The 18,823-nt window shown below is 59.6% G+C and carries 10 protein-coding genes; 2 read left to right on the top strand and 8 right to left on the bottom strand.

The window, feature by feature from the left end:
- Positions 1–6 precede the first annotated feature (6 nt).
- Positions 7–1,014 (top strand): tRNA adenosine(34) deaminase TadA, encoded by a 1,008-nt coding sequence (gene tadA, locus RW023_RS06510; RefSeq protein ID WP_315580431.1) that lies wholly within the window; start codon positions 7–9, stop codon positions 1,012–1,014.
- A gap of 101 nt (positions 1,015–1,115) precedes the next feature.
- Here the strand turns inward: tadA and RW023_RS06505 are convergent, their stop codons facing one another.
- The 7 genes from RW023_RS06505 to RW023_RS06475 form a co-directional block, all read right to left on the bottom strand.
- Positions 1,116–1,730: a biotin transporter BioY gene (locus RW023_RS06505; protein ID WP_315580430.1), complete on the bottom strand. Its 615-nt coding sequence runs from the start codon at positions 1,728–1,730 to the stop codon at positions 1,116–1,118.
- The gene (locus tag RW023_RS06500) at positions 1,727–2,248 is read right to left on the bottom strand and encodes a holo-ACP synthase (RefSeq protein WP_315580429.1); all 522 of its coding nucleotides are present in this window, start codon (positions 2,246–2,248) and stop codon (positions 1,727–1,729) included. The genes RW023_RS06505 and RW023_RS06500 overlap by 4 nt, the downstream gene beginning before the upstream one ends.
- 8 nt (positions 2,249–2,256) lie before the next feature.
- On the bottom strand, positions 2,257–11,430 hold the full coding sequence (locus tag RW023_RS06495) for a polyketide synthase (protein ID WP_315580428.1): 9,174 nt from the start codon (positions 11,428–11,430) through the stop codon (positions 2,257–2,259).
- A 19-nt stretch (positions 11,431–11,449) separates the two neighbouring features.
- Positions 11,450–13,039 carry an acyl-CoA carboxylase subunit beta gene (locus tag RW023_RS06490; protein WP_315580427.1) on the bottom strand — a complete coding sequence of 530 codons (1,590 nt, stop codon included), beginning with the start codon at positions 13,037–13,039 and terminating at the stop codon, positions 11,450–11,452.
- Positions 13,036–14,838 (bottom strand): biotin carboxylase N-terminal domain-containing protein, encoded by a 1,803-nt coding sequence (locus RW023_RS06485; protein WP_315580426.1) that lies wholly within the window; start codon positions 14,836–14,838, stop codon positions 13,036–13,038. The genes RW023_RS06490 and RW023_RS06485 overlap by 4 nt, the downstream gene beginning before the upstream one ends.
- Positions 14,835–15,611 carry a biotin--[acetyl-CoA-carboxylase] ligase gene (locus RW023_RS06480; RefSeq protein ID WP_315580425.1) on the bottom strand — a complete coding sequence of 259 codons (777 nt, stop codon included), beginning with the start codon at positions 15,609–15,611 and terminating at the stop codon, positions 14,835–14,837. The genes RW023_RS06485 and RW023_RS06480 overlap by 4 nt, the downstream gene beginning before the upstream one ends.
- Positions 15,612–15,773: 162 nt before the next feature.
- Positions 15,774–16,514 carry a TetR/AcrR family transcriptional regulator gene (locus RW023_RS06475; RefSeq protein WP_315580424.1) on the bottom strand — a complete coding sequence of 247 codons (741 nt, stop codon included), beginning with the start codon at positions 16,512–16,514 and terminating at the stop codon, positions 15,774–15,776.
- Positions 16,515–16,647: 133 nt separating this feature from the next.
- On the opposite strand from RW023_RS06475, the gene RW023_RS06470 reads away from it, so the two are divergent.
- Entirely contained in the window at positions 16,648–16,938 is a 291-nt protein-coding gene (locus RW023_RS06470; RefSeq protein ID WP_315580423.1) for a hypothetical protein, read from the top strand.
- 162 nt (positions 16,939–17,100) lie between these two features.
- Here the strand turns inward: RW023_RS06470 and RW023_RS06465 are convergent, their stop codons facing one another.
- A complete protein-coding gene (locus RW023_RS06465; protein ID WP_315580422.1) occupies positions 17,101–18,678 on the bottom strand; it encodes an Ig-like domain-containing protein in 1,578 nt (525 codons plus the stop codon).
- Positions 18,679–18,823: the final 145 nt, after the last annotated feature.

Genomic DNA, 18,823 nt, shown 5'->3' with positions numbered 1-18,823 from the left:
GCAACTATGGATCAGTACAAAGAAGCGATGGCTCGCGCTCTCTTCCTGGCGAATAAAGCACGCGAATTGGGAGATGTCCCCGTGGGTGCGGTCGTTATTGACTCAGTAGGACGGATTATCGGCCGCGGTTGGAATTGCCGCGAGGCCGAGCACGATCCCTGCGGTCACGCTGAGATCATGGCCCTGCGAGAGGCCGGAAAGCGTTTGAATCGATGGAATCTCATCGGTTGCACGCTGGTTGTCACTTTGGAACCCTGCACGATGTGCGCGGGGGCAATAGTTTCATCTCGTGTTGATCGCGTCGTCTTTGGCGCATGGGACCCCAAGGCTGGAGCAGCTGGGTCGCTGCGTGACGTTCTTCGTGATTCTCGCCTCAATCACCAGGTCGAGGTCGTTCCCGGAGTTCTGGCTCAGGAAGCAACCGTCCAGCTTCGTGCATTCTTCGAAACACGTCGGGATCGCCCGGACAACCCCTTCGTTGGAATCCCTCCACGTGAACGTGAATCCAAAGAACCTGAAATTGAAACCCTGAGCGGTTGGGCCGATTCTCATCCTCAGCCGGAAATTTCCGCGCCCGAGGCCTCTGCCGCGCAGGAAACCCCAGATGCTGACCCGACCGCTGCAGCCATCGCCTCGATCCTTGCACGCATGAACCATCCCGCGGCCACGGAACCCTCGCAAGCGGCTCAGGTGGAGCCGGCAGGTGCACAGCAAGCCGCAGCAATGGAAACCCCCGCAGTGGCTCCTCGAACAGCCGTGGCGGCCTCGGAAGCTCCGCTCAGTGGCCACAGCTCGGTGCCGCCTCGTCGGGTGCGCTCGTACGCGGCTATGAACGACGTCCCTCAGGCGAACTCCCACGCTCAGCAGGCTCCTCAAAGAGCTACACAGCCCACTGCTCAAGCTAAGCAGGCTCCGGTCCTTCCTCAACTCAAGCCTGCTGAGTTCGTCCCCGGAACGGCCGGGATTGTTGTTCGTACACGTGCGTCAAAACACGGAAGGCCCACTCAGGAGTAATCCGCCCCTGAGGGAAGCCTGAATCGCTCCTCATCACACAATATGGGTGTGGCCCGCGCATTGTGCGCGGGCCACACCCATCAAAACTGTCGACGTGGGCTTTATCGATCGAGTCCCACGTGGCCGACCGCCTTCCACAGGCTTCCAATCACAGCCGCCCCTGCGATTGCCTTAACGATTCCGCCCACGATAAAGGGAGTGAACCCTGCATTCATGGTCTGCGCGAAAGACATGCTGACACCACCCATGCGGACAACCACCCACATATAGGGGATGCCGACCAAGAAGGGAACTAGGGTCGCTCCGCCGAATGCCGCAAGAGACAGCCAGAGGTGACGATCCCATGCGCGTTCAGAGAGCTTTCCGATCAACCATGCAGCCGGAATAAAACCAATGATGAAACCAAAAGATGGCTTTGCAAGTGCGGTAAGACCGCCGCTTGCGGACGAGAACCACGGCACTCCGGCAAGGCCAAGTACCAGATAAGAAAGCAGTGAGAGAGCCCCGCGACGTGCTCCCAGAACAGCGCCGACCAGCAGAACGCCAAGAGTTTGGCCGGTGATCGGAACAGGCCACATGGGAATGGCGACCTGTGCCAAAGCTCCGACGAGTCCCGCGCCTGCGAGAACAGCAAGAGCGTCTCGGCGCAGCGATGCGCTACCGAAGTGGTCAGCTAATACCGGTGAGAAAGTCGATGAAGCCAGTGGTGTCGTCATGAGAAATCCTTTGAAGAGTGTGATTCGGATGGGTACGCATGAATCCATGCGATCGCGTAGTTACCGTCGTGGGATAAAGAAACAAGCCATGTGAGTGAAGCTGAAATCTCGCGCTCTGTTTGCTTGAGCGCGGCGGCAATTGCTCCGTGGAAGCGCAGCGAAGGGCGCCCCCAACGGTCATTCACCACTTCGATTTCGGCCCAATCAACCTGGTCGCGCTCAAGTGGATCTTCGCGACCGTAGTACAGCGAGGACCAGGCCTTGATGAAGGCCTCTTTCGCTGCCCAGCGAGCCGCAAGGGATTGAACCGAACGCATCGACAGACCTGCAGGCAGGCTAGAAGTCGAAAGGGCCTCAGAAGCTTCGCGGGCGGATGCTCCCTGCTCGGGAGTAAAACGCGCTGCTGCATTCCACTCCCGAGCAGTGAAGACTCGATGAAATACCGAGCCTTCCTGGCCGAGTTGCTCCCCGAAAGAAGCAACATCGACCAGGTCGACACCGATAGCTGCCGGTTTCATGCCGGTTCTCAGTTCTGAGCTTCCTGCGAATCCGAAGCCGCCGATGCGTAGGTGCCATCTGCACCCAAGCGAGCGGAAGGATCCAGAAGCAGGGCAACCTCGGCCTCGTGAGTGTCGGTTGCCGGAAGGCGACGCCCCTCAATGGGAACGAAGAGCTCCGCGTGTCCGATCATTCCCTGCTCCAGGTGACGACGTCCCTCTTCCAGGCGCTTCTGGGCGCGTTCACGCCACTGCGCCAGAGCGGCCTCGCCACGTTCGGCACGCAGCGCAGCCTCAAAGGCAGCGGGGTGAACAAGGACGACCATCGCGGCGATGTGGCCAAAGCCCAGAGAGGTCAGGACACCAGCGCGGACGGGGGAAGCGGACATGTCCAGCGGCTGACGCAGCCACAGGAGCGGCATCCACTGAGCCATTTCCGGATCCAAGCAATCCAGCGCGCGGTTTGCGGGCAGTTCCTGGCGACGGAAGATATCGATCAAACCTGCCGCCTGGAAGAGCGCAGCGCCACCCTTTGCGTGACCGGTCAGGGTCTTCTGCGACACGACATACAGCGGGTTGCCCACTGAACGCCCAAGCGCGGCCGATAGACGCGAGTGAAGCTCGGCCTCGTTTGGGTCATTCGCACGAGTCGAGGTGTCGTGCTTGGAGACAACCGCGATATCGTCCGCGCTCAGTCCGAGGTCCTCAAGGGCACGAGCCAGTGCGGAATTACGACCACCGCGTGCCGCCGCCAAGGCGCCGAGGCCGGGGGCGGGGATCGAGGTGTGCGCACCGTCTGCGAAGGAACGCGCGTAGGCGACAACCGCTTGGACCGGCAGTCCCAGATCCGCGGCGATATCACCGCGGGTGACCAACAGGGTGCCACCGCCAGCGGCCTCGAGGAAGCCCGCACGACGACGGTCCCCTGCGCGAGAGAAGTGACGCGGGGTAATTCCACGTGCTTCAAGCGCTGCGGACTCGGCGGTCGCGTTCATGTTGCCAAAGCCGGTGAGCGATTCGACAGAGATATCGTCGATACCGCCGGCAACAACGAAGTCGGACTTGCCCAGGCGAATCTTGTCGACGGCTTCCTCGATGGAAACCGCGGCAGTTGCGCAGGCACCCACCGAGTGGATCATCTGACCGTAGCCGCCAATGAAGGACTGCATGGTGTGTGCGGCCACGACATTGGGCAGTGCCTCTTGAAGGATGTCCTGCGGACGATCTTCACCCAGGAAGCGCGAGAGGAAGACGTGGCGCAGGGACTCCATGCCACCGATACCCGTGCCCTGTGTCGAGGACACATCTGCCGGATGGACAGCCTGCAGGAGCTCAGCGGGGGAGAAGCCCGAAGAGATGAAGGCATCCACTGCGGTGACCAAGTTCCACACAGCGATACGGTCCAGGGCCTCAACCATGGAAGCGGGAATACCCCACTGAGCCGGATCGAAGTCTTGCGGGATCTGGCCGCCGACCGTACGGGTGAGAGTTGCGCGCGCGGGGACCTGGACGGGGGAACCAGCGGACTTGGTGACATGCCACGTACCGTTTTCTTCCCAGATCCTCGTGTGCGAAGGATCGGCCAAGACGTAGTCTTCGGCTTCAGCCTTCGTGTCCACGGTGAAGGTCTGCTCGGAGGTCAAGAAGACCGTCCTCACGTCATTCGAACCGCAATCAACCATGTTTGAATCGTCGTTGAAGCGACGGATACCCGACCTAGCCACGACCTCATCGCGGAAACGATCGTAGATCTCGGCCTCGTCAACCGGTGCGCCAGAAGCGTCGTACCAGCCGGGCTGCGGGCTATCAGACCAGTTGATGAGCTTCATCATCCAGGCCATCTCCAGGACGCCGGCTGCGGTCAGGTCGAAGTCCTCACCGAACTCAGCCTCTTGGCGGGTACGTCCCGAACCCCAGGTGCCAATTTCACCGGTGCCGACAATGACGATCTGATCGCGCAGTTGCGCGCGAGGAGTTGCCCACTCGATCGGTGCAGCCAGTGAAGGAAGAACCGGGTTGGGCAATGCCCGCAGGGTTGCTTGCTTCTCTGCCTGAGTTTCCTGTGCCGAGGCCATCGCCTGCTCGCGTGCTTGGCGAGCCAGCGCGGGAAGGTCAAGTCCCGCGTCGGCCAAGCCGCCGGTCAGGTCGGCGTGAACAGGAGACTGAGCAGCCTGTTCGCGGACCTCCCGGGTGAGGAGCTGGGCGAGTTCGCCGGCGATTTCTTCGGTCGTGTAGACGTGTACACCTGCCGCCTCAGCCGCGGGAACTAGAATGTCGTTCCCGCCCATGAGGGAGGTCCCCTGAACCCAACCGATCAGCGGGTGGGCAATGCTCGTGCGCGTCGGCCAACCGGACTCGTGCTCCCACTTGGTCGCAATCGCGTCGAAGGCTGCCTTTGCTTCGCCGTATGCACCGTCGCCACCGAAGATTCCGCGGTTCGGCGAACCGGGAAGCAAGATGTGCGTGCGGTGGTTGGGAGCCGTGTCCGCACCCAAGCCGGACAACAGGTGGATTGCGCGCTCGACGCTCCACAGAAGCAGGCGTTCTTGAGCAAGAGCACCCTGAGGATCCGAACCAACAGTCCCGGAGACGCGAGGTGCGGCGAAGGGAACGAATAGATCGGGAAGAAGCGCGGGCTTGACGACCTCGGTCGTCGCCCCGTGCGTCTCGGTCTGTTCGCTACCAACCCAGGAGATCAGCGCGTCAACATCGCGGAAGGATGCCATGTTTGCGGGAACGATCCACAGGGCTGCACCAATTGCTGCGTGCGTGCGGTACAGCTCCTTGGCGAATGCCAGTCGTGCATCGTTGACTCGCGATGAGGTCATGATGACGGTTGCGCCACCAGCCAGAAGCTCACCGACGACTGCGGCCGCAATCGAGTGGGGGGCAGCGCCGGTAACAAGTGCGACGTCTCCGGCGAAGCGGCCTTCAGCTGTCTCAAGAGCAGCGTGGGCGACGCGGGCGAAGTAGTCCTTGAGACCTGCATCCGAGGTGTTGGCGCTGTACCACTTCGCCAGTTCACTCAGCGATTGTCCTGCGCCGCGTAGGCGTTCGGGCGCAAGGCTTTCAGCGGAAGTCGCACCCGCGAAGATGCGGGCGAGATCTTCACGAGCAGTTGCCCAGCGATCGTCAAGGAGGACCGCGCGGCCTTCATCAAAGGCTGGGCGCACGGAGGCTTCCCAATTTGCCCCAAGCTCGGCCTCGACAGCCGCGATCAGCGCGGAGGAATCTTCGCTCTCTACTGCAGCGAGGGCAGTAGAGATACCCAAAACCTTGAGAATGTCGCGCGCTTGGTTGGCCAAGATCCCGCGCTCACCCAAAATGCGATCTTCCAGGTCGCGCAAAGCAGCAGAATCAACGACCTCGCCGCTGGCGCCTCCACCGGAGCTTGGACGCGAGAGCGTCAAGCCCTCACGTGCCGCGATCAAAGCCAGAGCCTGATCGATGAGCGCTGCGGCATCCTTCGCAGAGGAAACCGAGCCGGGCAGAGTCGAGAGGCTACCGCCGCGAATCGAGTCACCTTCACGGGTGCCCAGCAGGATTTCTGCGTTCACACGTGCGGCCCACTGTTCGCTCAGGCCCCAATTGTCCTTGACGTAACCGGTCGTGAAGCTTGCGGGAAGGCCGGCGGAACCAAAGATTTTTCGGAGCTTGGAGTTGATTGCGTCGCTGAGGACCGGGCCAAAAGGCGTGTAGCTGGGAACCAGAGTATCGATGGTCGCGAAGAGATCGCCCATCGATGCTTCAGCCGCGCCTTCGATGGTCGAGAGCGAAAGCTCAGCGGCCATGTCCATGAGCAGCTGGTTGCGCTTTGACGACACGCCATTTGTCAGGGTTTCGACCGTGTCAGAGGCATCGATCTGCTCGGGGAGGAGCTTGTTCGAGAAGGCGAGAAGAACGCGGATTGCATCCGAGGCCGAGAGCGGGAGTTCCGGCATGGTTCCGCTTGCTGCAGCCGCGGGGGCTGGCGCCGGGGCGGGGGAAGGTGCTTCGACCGCAGGAGCGCTTGCCGCGGGGACTTCCGCTGCCGAGGCGTTGCTTTCGGCTGCAGCGAGAGTGGCCTCGTCGCTGGGCGCCGACGCGTCGGATTGTGCACGCTCGGGCTGAGCGACCGCGTCCTCGTTACGGGCGCGTGCAGCGTCGCGCTCGACGTTCAGCACATCGATATTTGTCTGCGCAAACTTAGGCTGCGAAAGCGTCCGCGAAGCCATGTTTGCCAGGGTCGGCGAGGATGCCAAACCGATCTCAATCACGCGCTCAACGCCCAAGCCCTGCGGGGGAGCGCTGAAGAGCAGATCCTGAGTCTCAATCCAGCGAACCGGCGAAGCAAACTGCCACGAGAGAAGCTCGATGAGCAGGGTACGCGCGGTGGCCTGCGGATGAGCGATCGATTCTTCCCAATTGTCGACGATCTTTTGAGTTGCCTCAGAGGGAACAACGTCAAGGATCGACTGGGCAAAATCTTGGGTGAGTTCGAAGGGGCGAGCAACCAAGTTCGGGATGTAGCGTCCTTCGAGAACCTCAAGGTTAATGTCCTGGGGAAGCAGAGAATCGAGCTTGTCGCGGAAGGCCGGGACACCAGCGCGCAGGCGCGAGGAGTGGAAGGGAACATCGATTCCGGGGATCATGATGAGCGCTCGGCGACCACCGTGTTCGCGGGCACGCTGTGCGGTGTCCTCTTCCAGGGCCTTCAGGCCGGCGACCGTTCCAGCAACCGAGTACTGAGAACCAGCCAGGTTGTAGTTGACAATCTCCAAGAATTCGCCGGACTTTTCAGCGATCGAGGCCACGTAGTTACGGACCTCGGCGTCGCCCATACCGAATTGGTTGGGGCGAAGAGCTCCCATTGCGTAGTTCGATCGACCCTGTGCGTCGCGTTCGACCAAGTGATGCATGGCTGAACCGCGCTGGAACACGATTTCCAGAACCTGCTCGAGGGGGAAGATCCGTGCGTAGGCGGAGAGGGCGGTGTATTCGCCCAAAGAGTGTCCCGCATAGAAGGAGTGATCCACAAGGGCGTTTTCCTCGCGGAGTTCCTCGGTCTGGGCGTAGGCCAAAGTTGCCAGAGCGACCTGGGTGAATTGCGTGAGGTTGAGGACGCCCTTGGGGTGGCGGAAGACCTCATTGCCGACGCGAAGTTCGGTCGGGTTTGTACGAACAATGGCCTCGATGGAGAAGCCCAGTGCCTTGCGAGTATGAGCATCGGCTTGTGCCCACACCGCGCGAGCGGTTGAGCTCATGTGCTCCAAGCCCATCATCTTTCGCTGGATACCCTGACCGGGGTAGATATAAGCGGTGCGTGGTGCGCGAGTGAGTGCACGCGCGATGGAGACGACCTCATCGCCAATGCGGCATGTAGCTTCAAGGACCAATTCGCCACCGATACGACCCACGCGCTCAATGGTGATATCCACGATGTCCGAGAGCTGAACCATGCCGAACATGCGGTAGGACCATGCTTCAATCTCGACCTCGGGCATGTCAACGGAACGAATGACACCCAGTCGATCAGGGCTGTCAACCGGCTGAGTTGAGTGAGCGCACAGCAGATGCTGAACGGTCGCGGACAACCACATTCCGTGAACCAGCGGAGCTGAAAGGCCGGAAAGGCGTGCAGCAGCGTAGGAGGTGTGAATGGGGTTGAAGTCTCCGGAAACAATGGCGAAGGCCGTCATGTTTTCGGGAGCCTGAACGCGCACGTGACGCAGGAAGGAACGCGGTGTATCCCTGTAGGAATCTGCGACCTCGGGTGCCGGTGCGGGCGGTTGGGTCGAAGCAATGCGGCCTCGGATAGCGAAACGCTCAACCAAGCGGGCAAAAACGGTGCCTTCAGCACTCAACTCAAGTTCGACGCGCACCACGCGACCGGCCGAAGACTCAGCAAGCTCAGCGCAGCGTCCCACGACCTCGACGCGGGTTCCAAAAGCGGGAAGCGGAGCATCAAAGAAGATCGAGTGGTCGAGGTGAACGGCATTGACCAGACCTTCAATGACAGGCACGCCCTGGTACATTGCCGAGCCCAGTGCTGCGTAAATCGCGGGCCAGCAGGGGCCGACCAGCGCATCGGGAACTCCCGAGGCGAGTTGTGTCGACAGAGCGCCACCGGTCACCGCTCCGTGAGCGTAGCCCAGGTTCTCGGTGAAAGTGAAGGAATAGCGAACCGTGCCAAAACCTTCGCCGGGGATAACAGCGGGCATCTTCTCAATGTGGTCGCCATTCACTGTCGTCGTGCCCACTCCGGCAGCGCCGGCAAGCAGATCGTAAGCGGTCACTGACAGTCGCGACATGTCAACAACCGGGTAAGCACCGGTCATGCACGCACTGGAGAGAAGAACGGGGATGTCAATGTACTCAACTGAGTGGTGAGAGCTATTCGGGGTCTCATCCCACATTGAATCGCAGTGAATGCGAATCGAGTAGCCGCCCTCATCGTGAAGGATTTCCGTGGCTTCGACCGAGGTGTAGGCCGGGTTATCGACCAGGTTGCCTGCCCACTGGATGTGGGAAATTTCCCGCAGGAACGAGGCCGCGTCAGTCAAATCGTGGAAACGCGACCAGACCTGGGGAACACGCGCGTCCTTAGTGGAGACAGCATCGACGACAGCCTGCTCGAAACGGGCAAACATTTCACCGATGGGCTCATCAACGCGATCAATTCCGGCAACCGAACGGGGACCGGGGATGATGCGGACCGCGTCTGCATCGAAACGTGCATCTTGGGACTGCCACAGAGTGTCGGTTCCCCACCAGCGAGCAAGATCGCCGTCCAGAACGGGAACGAAAGGCATGGGCTTGTGGTGCTTGCGGCACAGGACCGGGAACCATGCGACATCGGCGGGAATGACGCGGGTGGTCGCGGCCTGAGGGTAGGCCTCGAGCAGGCGGGCCAAAGCGGCCTGTCCGTCTTCAAGATCATCGCGGCTTTCGAAAAGCGTGGGGATATCACCGTGGTCGGCCGGGTTCAGGCGGGACTCAATGCGGTGGAAGAGATCCAGAGCGCGATCCGTCCAGGTCCAATCGGCCCAGGGGTAGGACAGATCGATGACGCGGCGTGCCCAATCGGCGTAGGTCATCTCAGAGAGCTCACCGAAGTAGGGCTTCGCAGTCTTGTTCATGGCTGCAATGAGTTCATCGCGGTGTGCGTCGATGGACTCTTGGTCGGAGCCGACCTCGTGAATCAGGCGTGAAGCGCGAGCAGAGGAGTTCTCAATCTCGTGCATGTCCGCATTCAGGTGGGACAAACCGGAGGTCATGCCACCGCGTACCTGGCCGGTACCGACCCAGCCATCACCGCCAACACCGGGGGTGTCCTTGAGCAGTTGCTTCACCTGAGGAGAAGTTTCGGCTTCTAGTGTCGCCATCGAGGCCGTACCTACCAGAACAGCGTCGACGGGCATGGGTGCTGAGCCCAGATCGACGGACCACTGTCCGGTGATGTAGCGAGCGGCGTCCGTAGCCGAACCAATACCGCCGCCAACAGCAAGAACAAGGTTGGGTGTACGACGGATTTGTGCGTAGGTAGCCAAGAGCAGATCGTCAAGGTTTTCCCATGAGTGGTGGCCACCAGAGTGGCCGTCTTCCACCTGAATAATCAGGGTCTGATCCGGGTTTGCCTGTGCAACACGGATGACCTGTTCGATCTGCTCGACGGTTCCGGGCTTCAGGCACAGGTATTCGAAGCCATCGGCGCGCAACTGCGCGATGAGCTCGTGGGCCTCGTCCAATTCGGGGATACCGGCGGCGATCGTCACCGCATCGATGGGCGCACCTGCGCGGCGGGCCTTGGGAACAATGCGGTTGACACCGAATTGCAGGTTCCACATGAAACGATCAAAGAACATCGTGTTGAATCCCGCGGTGCGGCCGGGTTCAAGGAGCTTTTGAAGCTCAAGACGGTGCTCGGTGAAGACCTCTTCGGAGTACTGGCCGCCACCGGCCATTTCGGCCCAGTGACCAGCGTTTGCGGCCGCAGCAACAATACGAGGTCCGACGGTCGTGGGAGTCATACCCGGAAGGATGATGGGAGAGCGTCCCGTCAATCGGGTGAATGCCGTTGAAACCACGCGGCGTCCATCGGGAAGGGCAACGACCTTGGGAGCGAACTGTGACCAGTCTGCGGCGGCTTCGATTGACGAACCTTCTTCATCGAGTTCGGTGCGGCGCGATGCGGTTGATGCATCCACGATCTGTGCGCCGGTTCCATCCAGGAGGTCCTGGGTCAGGCGGGTGAGCATATTCGAAGGCCCAAGATCAACGAAGGTCTTGACGCCCTGGCTGAGGGCTGCACAAATCGCTGCAGACCAGTCGTCGCGCTCAACGAGGATCGCGCGGGCAACGCGCTCGGCCTCGGCGTCATCAATTCCGTGACCGGCTGCTGCCAAGCTTCGTGCCCACGAAGCCACCTGCGCGACTGCTTCCTCCAACAGGGGCGAATGGAAGGGGGCAGAGACAGGCAGGAACTCGACGATTGCCTCAAGAGGAGTACCGCCGGTCAGGTGCTCGTCCAGAGCGCGGTTCGAGGCTGCAACCTGAGCCTCAAGCTGACGGCGGCAGGCTTCAAGATCACCCGGACGGCCGGAAAGAACGACGGAACGCGGGCCATTGACAACGGCCAGGGAAACGGGAGAACCCTCAACGGCCTCGGTAATCATCGAGGCCGGTAGTCCGCGAACGGAAAGCATCGGGGTCGCTTCGCCCAAGTTTGTCGCGCCCAAACGGATGCTGACCGATTGCGCAGCGGCGCCGATGAGCACTGCGAGGGCCAGGACGTGGGTGAGTCGCTGGTCATCGCGGGCGATCCACGCGCGGGCAATCTCGGCGCCCAAGATGCCTTGGGAATGACCGAGCAGCAGGGGGGAAGTCGTGTGGACATCCAACTGGGTGGCATCAAGATCTGCCAAAGCAGCTAGCTGAGCCAAGGTGATACCCGGCACTGAGACGGACGCGGAACGGTCCAGAGGAAGGTCCTCAGCGTTGCCGTCCAGAAGAGCGTTCAGGCGCTCCAATGAACCGGGCGCGCTGGTCAGAAGCTCACCGGCAACGGGAGCAAGAAGCTCACGCATCGCCTGGTAGTGCTTGCGCAGCAGTGCGGCGTGAGGGGGGAAGGACAGGGAGGTCGAAAGAGCAGGGCGCCACGCGGACCCCTGTCCCGCAAAAGTCAATGCGTAGGGAGTGGGGATTTCGGCAAAAAATGCGGTCATGATTAATCTACTTTCCTCATCACATAGGGGCGTTATCGTGGACGCGTGGGGTCGTTACGGTGCGGTCCTTGAGGTGAAGGACCGATAGGGCTCGGCAAATGTTCTGGCGGGTTGTGGAAGGCTCGATCAGTGCGTCGAGCTCTCCATTTTTCAGAGAAAGATTCGGGTTCATCGCTTGGCGCTCATACATTTCCTGGTAGTGCGCACGCTGCTGAGCAACATCGCGCCCTTCCTTTCCGGCCGCGGCAAGCTGGCGGCGGAAGACGATGTCCACCGCACCTTCAGAGCCCATCACGGCGATTTGAGAGGCCGGCCATGAGAAGTTCATATCTGCGCCCAGTGACTTCGAACCCATGACGATATAGGCGCCGCCAAATGCCTTTCGGATGATGACGGTGATCATGGGAACCGTGGCCGTTGCGTAGGCGGTGATCAATTTGGCACCGCGGCGAATGATTCCCGCTCGTTCCTGTTCAGAACCGGGGCGATATCCAGGGACGTCTACAAGGGTGATAATCGGGATCCCGAAGGCGTCAAGGAATTGAACGAATCGTGCGGCCTTCTCAGAGGCGTTCACATCCAGAGTTCCCGCATCGATGCTGGGCTGGTTGGCAACAATTCCAACCGGCCGTCCTTCAAAGCAGGCGAAGCCAACAACGATTGACGGTGAGAACAGGGGCTGAACCTCAAGGAATTCCCCGTGATCGACAAGCGCTTCAATAACTTCGACCATGTCGTAGTCCTGCTTGGGGGATTCCGGAACCAAGGAAGCGACCTCGCGTGCGCGTTCTTCGGTGCCATCGTTTTCAAAGAGGTAGCGCGGAGGCTTCTTATCGCAGTTCTGCGGCAGGTAGGACAGCAGGGTGCGCGCGTAATCCAAGGCCTCGTTCTCATCTTCGGCAAGGAAGTGTGCAACGCCCGACACCGAGTTATGCAGGTCGCCACCACCCAGGTCTTCAGAGGAAATCTCTTCGCCGGTCGCGGCCTTCACAACGGAGGGGCCCGTGACAAACATGTACGAGGAGTTCTTCGTCATGATGATGAAGTCGGTGAGTGCCGGCCCGTAGACCGCGCCACCCGCGCAGGGACCCAGGATTACCGAGATCTGAGGGACAACTCCCGAGGCCTCGGTGGTCTTGCGGAAGATTCGACCGTATTGTGCAAGCGCGGTGACGCCTTCTTGGATGCGTGCGCCGCCCGAGTCCAAAAGTGCAATGATCGGGATTCGCATGGAGAGGGCACGATCCATGAGGAGAAGGATCTTATCGCCTTCAACCTTGCCCAGCGTGCCGCCACGGATTGAGAAGTCCTGTGCGTAAACAGCGACGGGGCGGCCATCCAGCGTGCCGATACCCGTGATGACGGCAGAACCGAGCTCGCCGGCTTCGATATCGCCACCGGCATAGCGGTTAAGCTCGCTGAAGGAGCCTTCATCAAGCAGGTAGTCCAAGCGCTCGCGGGCGGTCTGGCGTCCCCGAGCATGCTGTGCCTGACGTGCTTTTTCTTCTGCCGCCTCCAAGATGCTGTGCGTGCGATCGTAGAAGTTTCTGCGGCTGATTGCTTCGTGCTCTTCGGCCTCGTCGATTCGCTTGGCGCTCGATGGGGTCATGCTTCCTCCTTAATGCTCACCAAGACGTCTCCTGCTTTGACGGTGTCGCCCGCGCAGACGTGAATCGCCGAGATCGTTCCCGCGCAACCTGCGTTCAGGGCCTTTTCCATCTTCATGGACTCAATGACCGCAACCAGTTCGCCCTCTTCGACCTCTTGGCCTTCTTCGACGGCGATGCGGATGACGGTTGCTTGGATGGGGGAGGTAACGTTCGGGCCCTCGTCGTTTGCCCCAGTGCGTGGGCGCAGTGAGCGTCGCAGTGGCTGACGAGGCCGGAGTGCGCGTCCCCCCGATTCGCCCCCGGCAGCACTGAGAAGTTCCGCGGGAAGGCTCAGAGTTGTGCGCTTTCCGTCAATTTCGATGACGAAGGAGCGCAGTGTGTGTGCTTCCTTTCCTTCTTCCGAGGCCTCACGTGATTGCGTGCCACCCGCAGCCGAGAGCTCGCGCGCAACTTCCTCGAGGACTCCTTCGCGTTCCAACCACTGGGTGTAGACACCCAAGCTGTCGCTTTCTTCACTTCGAAATTCGGGAGTTGCGAGGATATGAGCGAGCAGGGGAGCAGAGGTCGGCAGACCCTCGACACGAAACTCATCCAGCGCGCGCTGAAGGCGAATAATTGCCTGAATACGCGTCGGAGCATGAACGGTGATTTTTGCAATGAGAGAGTCGAAATCGGTTCCGATTTCTTCGCCGGGACGGATGAAGGAATCGACACGGACTCCGGGGCCGCCGGGCCACTGGATTGCGCTCAAACGACCAGTTGCGGGCATCAGTTCTTGAGCGGGATCTTCACTGGTGACGCGCACTTCGATCGCATGACCGCGAGTAGAGGGGATCTCGCTGAGTGGAAGAACTTGAGCAATTCGGATCTGTTCGCGAACCAGATCGATTCCGGTAACCTCTTCGGAAACCGTGTGTTCGACTTGCAGTCGGGGGTTGACTTCCAGGAAATAGGCGTTGCCATCTTCGACCAAGAACTCACAGGTACCGACACCCACGTATTGGACCGCGTCGAAGAGTGCGCGGGAGTATTCCTCAAGTGAGGCGTGGAGTTCTTCGGAGATAAAAGGAGCAGGTGCTTCTTCAACAACCTTCTGGTTGCGACGCTGGACCGAGCAGTCGCGCGTTGAAACGACTGCGAAAGTTCCGAAAGAATCGCGAGCACATTGGGTTTCGACGTGACGACCGTGAGAAATGAATTTCTCCATGAAACACAGCGTCAGCGTCGAAGGATCGCTTAGGTTCGTGTAGAAATCACGAACATCGGCGTCGGAATTTATGCGAGTGATTCCGCGCCCACCGCCGCCATCGGCACGCTTGATGAGGACCGGGTAGCCAATAGACTGTGCCAGCTCAAGCGCATCCTCGACGCTGCTTCCTTCCAAGGAACGACCGGTGATCGTTGGGACCTTGCACGAATCAGCCAGTTCGCGGGCTCGAATCTTGTCACCCAAGGCCTCGATGGCCTCGGCGGAAGGACCGATCCACACCAAGCCGGCTTCTGCGACGCGCGAGGCGAAATCGGCGTTCTCGGAAAGGAACCCGTATCCCGGGTGGATTGCTCGCGCGCCCGACTTTGCGGCAGCCTCGAGAATCGCTTCCGGGTTCAGATAGGTCTCAGCAGCGCTCTTTCCACCCAGGCTGTATGCGGAAGTGGCGAGCTCGCAAGCCAAGGTATCCCGATCGGCCTCAGCGTAGACAGCGACGGAATCCACACCCATTTCGCGAAGGGTACGAATGACGCGAACTGCGATTTCACCTCGGTTCGCAACCAAAACGGGAGAAAGGGCAATCGTCATGACTGGTGTCCTTCCACTAGTGGGGTGGGGGAAATTTCCCCCGTGGTGACGGTCAGAATTTCACCTTCCGTGGAGCGACAGATCAGGTGTGCGTGTTCATCTATGCTGATTGGAGTCGCAGTGAAGGCAATGCCTCCGGGAAGGTGCAGTGGACATTGCATGCCGAAGATGCGCATGTGTGAGCTGTACTCCTCGCACCAGGATTCGGGTGCGCCGGGGAGCGTGAAGAGCAGATCGAGGTTCATGCGCAGTTCGCGGATAAATGATTTGCGTTCCTCGCTGCTCAGTGAGGTATCGAAGCTTGCGGCGAAGTCACGCACTTCAGCCGGTAGTGCGCCGATGTTTAACCCAATGCCGATGATCACGCGGTGAGTGTCGTCTTTTGTGTTGAGGTGTTCACAAAGAATTCCAGCGGCTTTACGTCCGTTGATCAGCAGATCGTTTGGCCACTTGAGCGAAAGCGCATCCTTAGCATCTGCTGCTGTGTCGAGCCCTGTGCTGCGGATCGTGCGCAGGAGTGCGACTCCAGCCAGTGCGGTCAGCCATTCCAATTCGCTTTCCGAGGCCTCAACCATGAGAGAGAAAGTCAGTGAGTCATCGGAAGAGAGCCAGACGCGCCCATCGCGTCCGCGTCCCTTGTTCTGGCGGCTTGCCCACAGCGCTATACCGGAAGGCGCAGTTGACCCCTCGCCGAGCACAATGCGGGCAAGGTGAGTGTTCGTTGAGTCAACTTCGTCGCAGTGTAGGACGGGTGCTTCTTGATCAATCTGCATTACACCCATCGTTCAATTCGCCGCATAAGCGGACAAATACAGGGGTGCATATTGTGGGGGATAGGCCTGGAACTCAGATAAAGTGCTACGAGTTTTTGGCCTGATTCTGCGACTCTTGAAGTTTCCTTTGAAAACGCTTGAGGGCGATACCGATGTGTATTTTCAGTTGATTTCGCGCGAGCAGGCGTAGAGCAGGACCAAGACAACTTCGAGAATTGATCGGGTTGCCGGGCTGGCTTGCGAAGCTGTGTGGGCAGCTGGGACCGGGGGGTGATCTTCACGAGGCGCCGGCGCGGGGTAGCCGGAGTTTGTGGCAGTACTGTGCTTACTTCGGTAATCGCGAATAGATTGACGCCAACCTGCAAGTCCTGCGGCACGCATGACGACACCGATGACGCTTTGGGTAAGGGCGCCAATGGGAACCGTGAGTTCGCGCCCGGCGGCCGTCAGGATTGTCTGCAGAACCGAACCGAGTTGATCCGCAAATTGGCGGTTCAGGTCCAGCAGTCGCATACCCCACTCGGGGTCGCGGATTGAACGCATGAGCATCTCGGAGTGGAGGATGTAGAGTCCTTCGTCAATGTGGATTGCGTCCAAGGCTTCGTAGAGCAGGTTTTCCATGAGGAGGTGACGATCCCCCTCGCCTCCCTGCGAAGCGGGGGTTTGGGCGTTCTCCCACAGAAGGACGCGCTCACGCAGGCGTTGGATCAGGTCGGCGTATTCGCCTTCAGCCAAGATTCCCAGCAGTGAGTCTTTAGAGGAAAAATTTGAGTAGAAGGCGCCGCGGGTAAAACCAGCGACTGCGCAGATGTGCTCAAGCGATGTGGCTTCAATGCCTTCGGTGATGATGATGTGTCGAGTTGCTGCAAGGAGACGGTCCTGGGTTTCGGCTCGTTTTCCCATATGTAACCGCCTCTTCCTGCCGACACCGAGTGGAACATGCGTGGGCGAAGGCGATGCGTCTTCAGTGACATGTTCGTTTAGAGCTGAGGGCTCTATTGTCTCACGATCATTGTGCCCAGTGTAGGGTGAATGCATGATTGGTGGACTTCTTACATTACTGGGCAACCTAATTCTGATCGTTGTCATCGGTGTTGCGCTGATTTCAGCTGCCTTCATTTTCTTTGTTCGTCGCGCGTTGCGTCGTGGGATGGGCCAAGATACGCCTTCGCGTTATGGATCTCCGCGACCGGGTGTGCGCGTTGTTGACAGCACTGTGGTTGATGAGCCTTCGACCGGTGCTTCTGGAAAATCTGCTCCTCGCGCGGCTGATATCCCAGATTCTGCTGAAGTTCAGATCATTGAGGTTACGACCCGCGAAGACTGATCACCACCGCTAGATGCGGTTATGACAGGGTGGGGGCCAGACGCTGCGCGTCTGGCCCCCACCCTGTTGTGTATTGAGTCGATTGCGTGTCGGCCAATCAGGGCTGTGCCTTTGTGTCCCTATGTGTGGGCTTCAGGCCGCAAACGTGATCGACTTTTTATCTCAATCCTGTTCGCGACGAGTGCGGGCGACAAGTACCCCACCAGCAATTGCCGCACTCAGCGCAGCTGCTGCGGCAAGAGTCGCATCGGTGCCGGTCGAAGCAAGGGAACGATTCGCTTCCTTGGGTGAAGGAGCCGCGGGGGGCACATCCTGCTGTGGCGCCGGTGGAAGCGGAGGGGTGCTTGTCTCGGGAGCTAGCGGAGGAGTCGTGCTGCTTGTTGAGGCCGCAGGTTGAGGAGTCGTTGTTGAGACCTCAGGAGTCGGCTCAGTTGTCGTCGGAGTTGGCTCCGGAGTGGTTGTACTGGGGGTGGGTTCCGGCGTTGTCGTCGTGGGGGTCGGCTCCGGAGTCGTCGTACTGGGAGTAGGTTCCGGAGTGGCCTCAGTCGTTGTTGGGGTCGGCTCCGGTGTCGTCGTGCTCGGGGTCGGCTCTGGAGTGGTTGTGGTGGGGGTCGGCTCTGGAGTGGTTGTGGTGGGGGTCGGCTCTGGAGTGGTTGTGGTGGGGGTCGGCTCTGGAGTCGTCGTAGTTGGTGTGGGGCGAGGCAATGACGGGTTGTCGTCGGTGGAACCACCACCATCAGCTGTGATTACCGCTTTTCCGACCAATGCAACAGCGTTGACAGAGGCGTTGTTAGTGAAGGTCGCAGACTTGCCGACCATTGCCGAGTTCTTGATCTTGGTGTCATAGGAGATCGAATAGATTGCGTTTCCGTCACCCTTCGGCCAAGACGCAGTGAAACCGCTGCCGTCGGCCTTCTTCGTGACGGTGAAGGTGCCACCGTTCAGAGCATCGCCATTCGACACCGTTGTGGAATCACCCAGTGGGAAATCGTCTCCGTTGGCCCACACCAACATTGAGGGCTCGTTGGCCAGGGTGTAGCCACCATTGTCATTCGTGAAGGTGTCGTCAACAGTGATGGTCTCGACTGAGATTCCCGACTCCACGACGTTGATCGACCAGTTAATCAACGAGGGATCATCGGAGTCGACTGTTCCGCCCTTGTTGTGTTTGGTGGTTTTTCCGATATTGGTATCGCCAATTCCGGTCCCGTCACCGGGGAGCTGAACAGAAACAGCCTTGCCATCAATCAAGAAGGACACTGCGCCAGCAGTGGTCTTTGCAGCTGCACTCATCTTTGCCCAACCTGAACCGGTGATGTTCTCGTGGGAGTTTGCGTAGTCGGTGAAGGTACAGGTAATGACCGCTCCGGGTTCAGGTGCGGGAGCAGAGCAATTGACAGCGACCTGACCATCGGGGGCGATCATGTCGAATTGAAGTTGTGTGCCGGTCGAAGCGAAGGTGTTGAGCTCCGGGGGGGCTTGTATGGTGAAAGTGTCTCCCTGGCGGATCGCCTTCCCTGTTCCGTCGATGGTGAAGTCAACCTGCATCATGGTGCCAATGCCAAGCTTCGTCGAGGAGCTGACTCCTGAGAGTTTGACATCCTTGACGATGTCGTTGACGGTTGCGGCCTGCGACGCACCTTGAGAAACGACGAAATAGGCTAATGCAAGGAAACATGCGAGGAGCATTGAAAGCCCCGAAATCGCTGATCTTGCGAGAGTTTGAACGCGTATCGACACCTGAAAATCTCCTGATTGATTTGTGTGGGATATCTAAATGCTAGTCAGTTCAGGGATGAATTCACAAATATCTGGGACGGCCTAAAAGTTCGGGTTAATGCCCGAAATGTGTGTATGAGATTGTTGTTTTTCTTTGTGGGGTGTG

Source organism: uncultured Actinomyces sp., assembly GCF_963542285.1.
Lineage (GTDB): Bacteria > Actinomycetota > Actinomycetes > Actinomycetales > Actinomycetaceae > Pauljensenia.
Note: the sequence above shows the minus strand (reverse complement) of the source record. Positions and strands in the feature narration are given on the sequence as shown.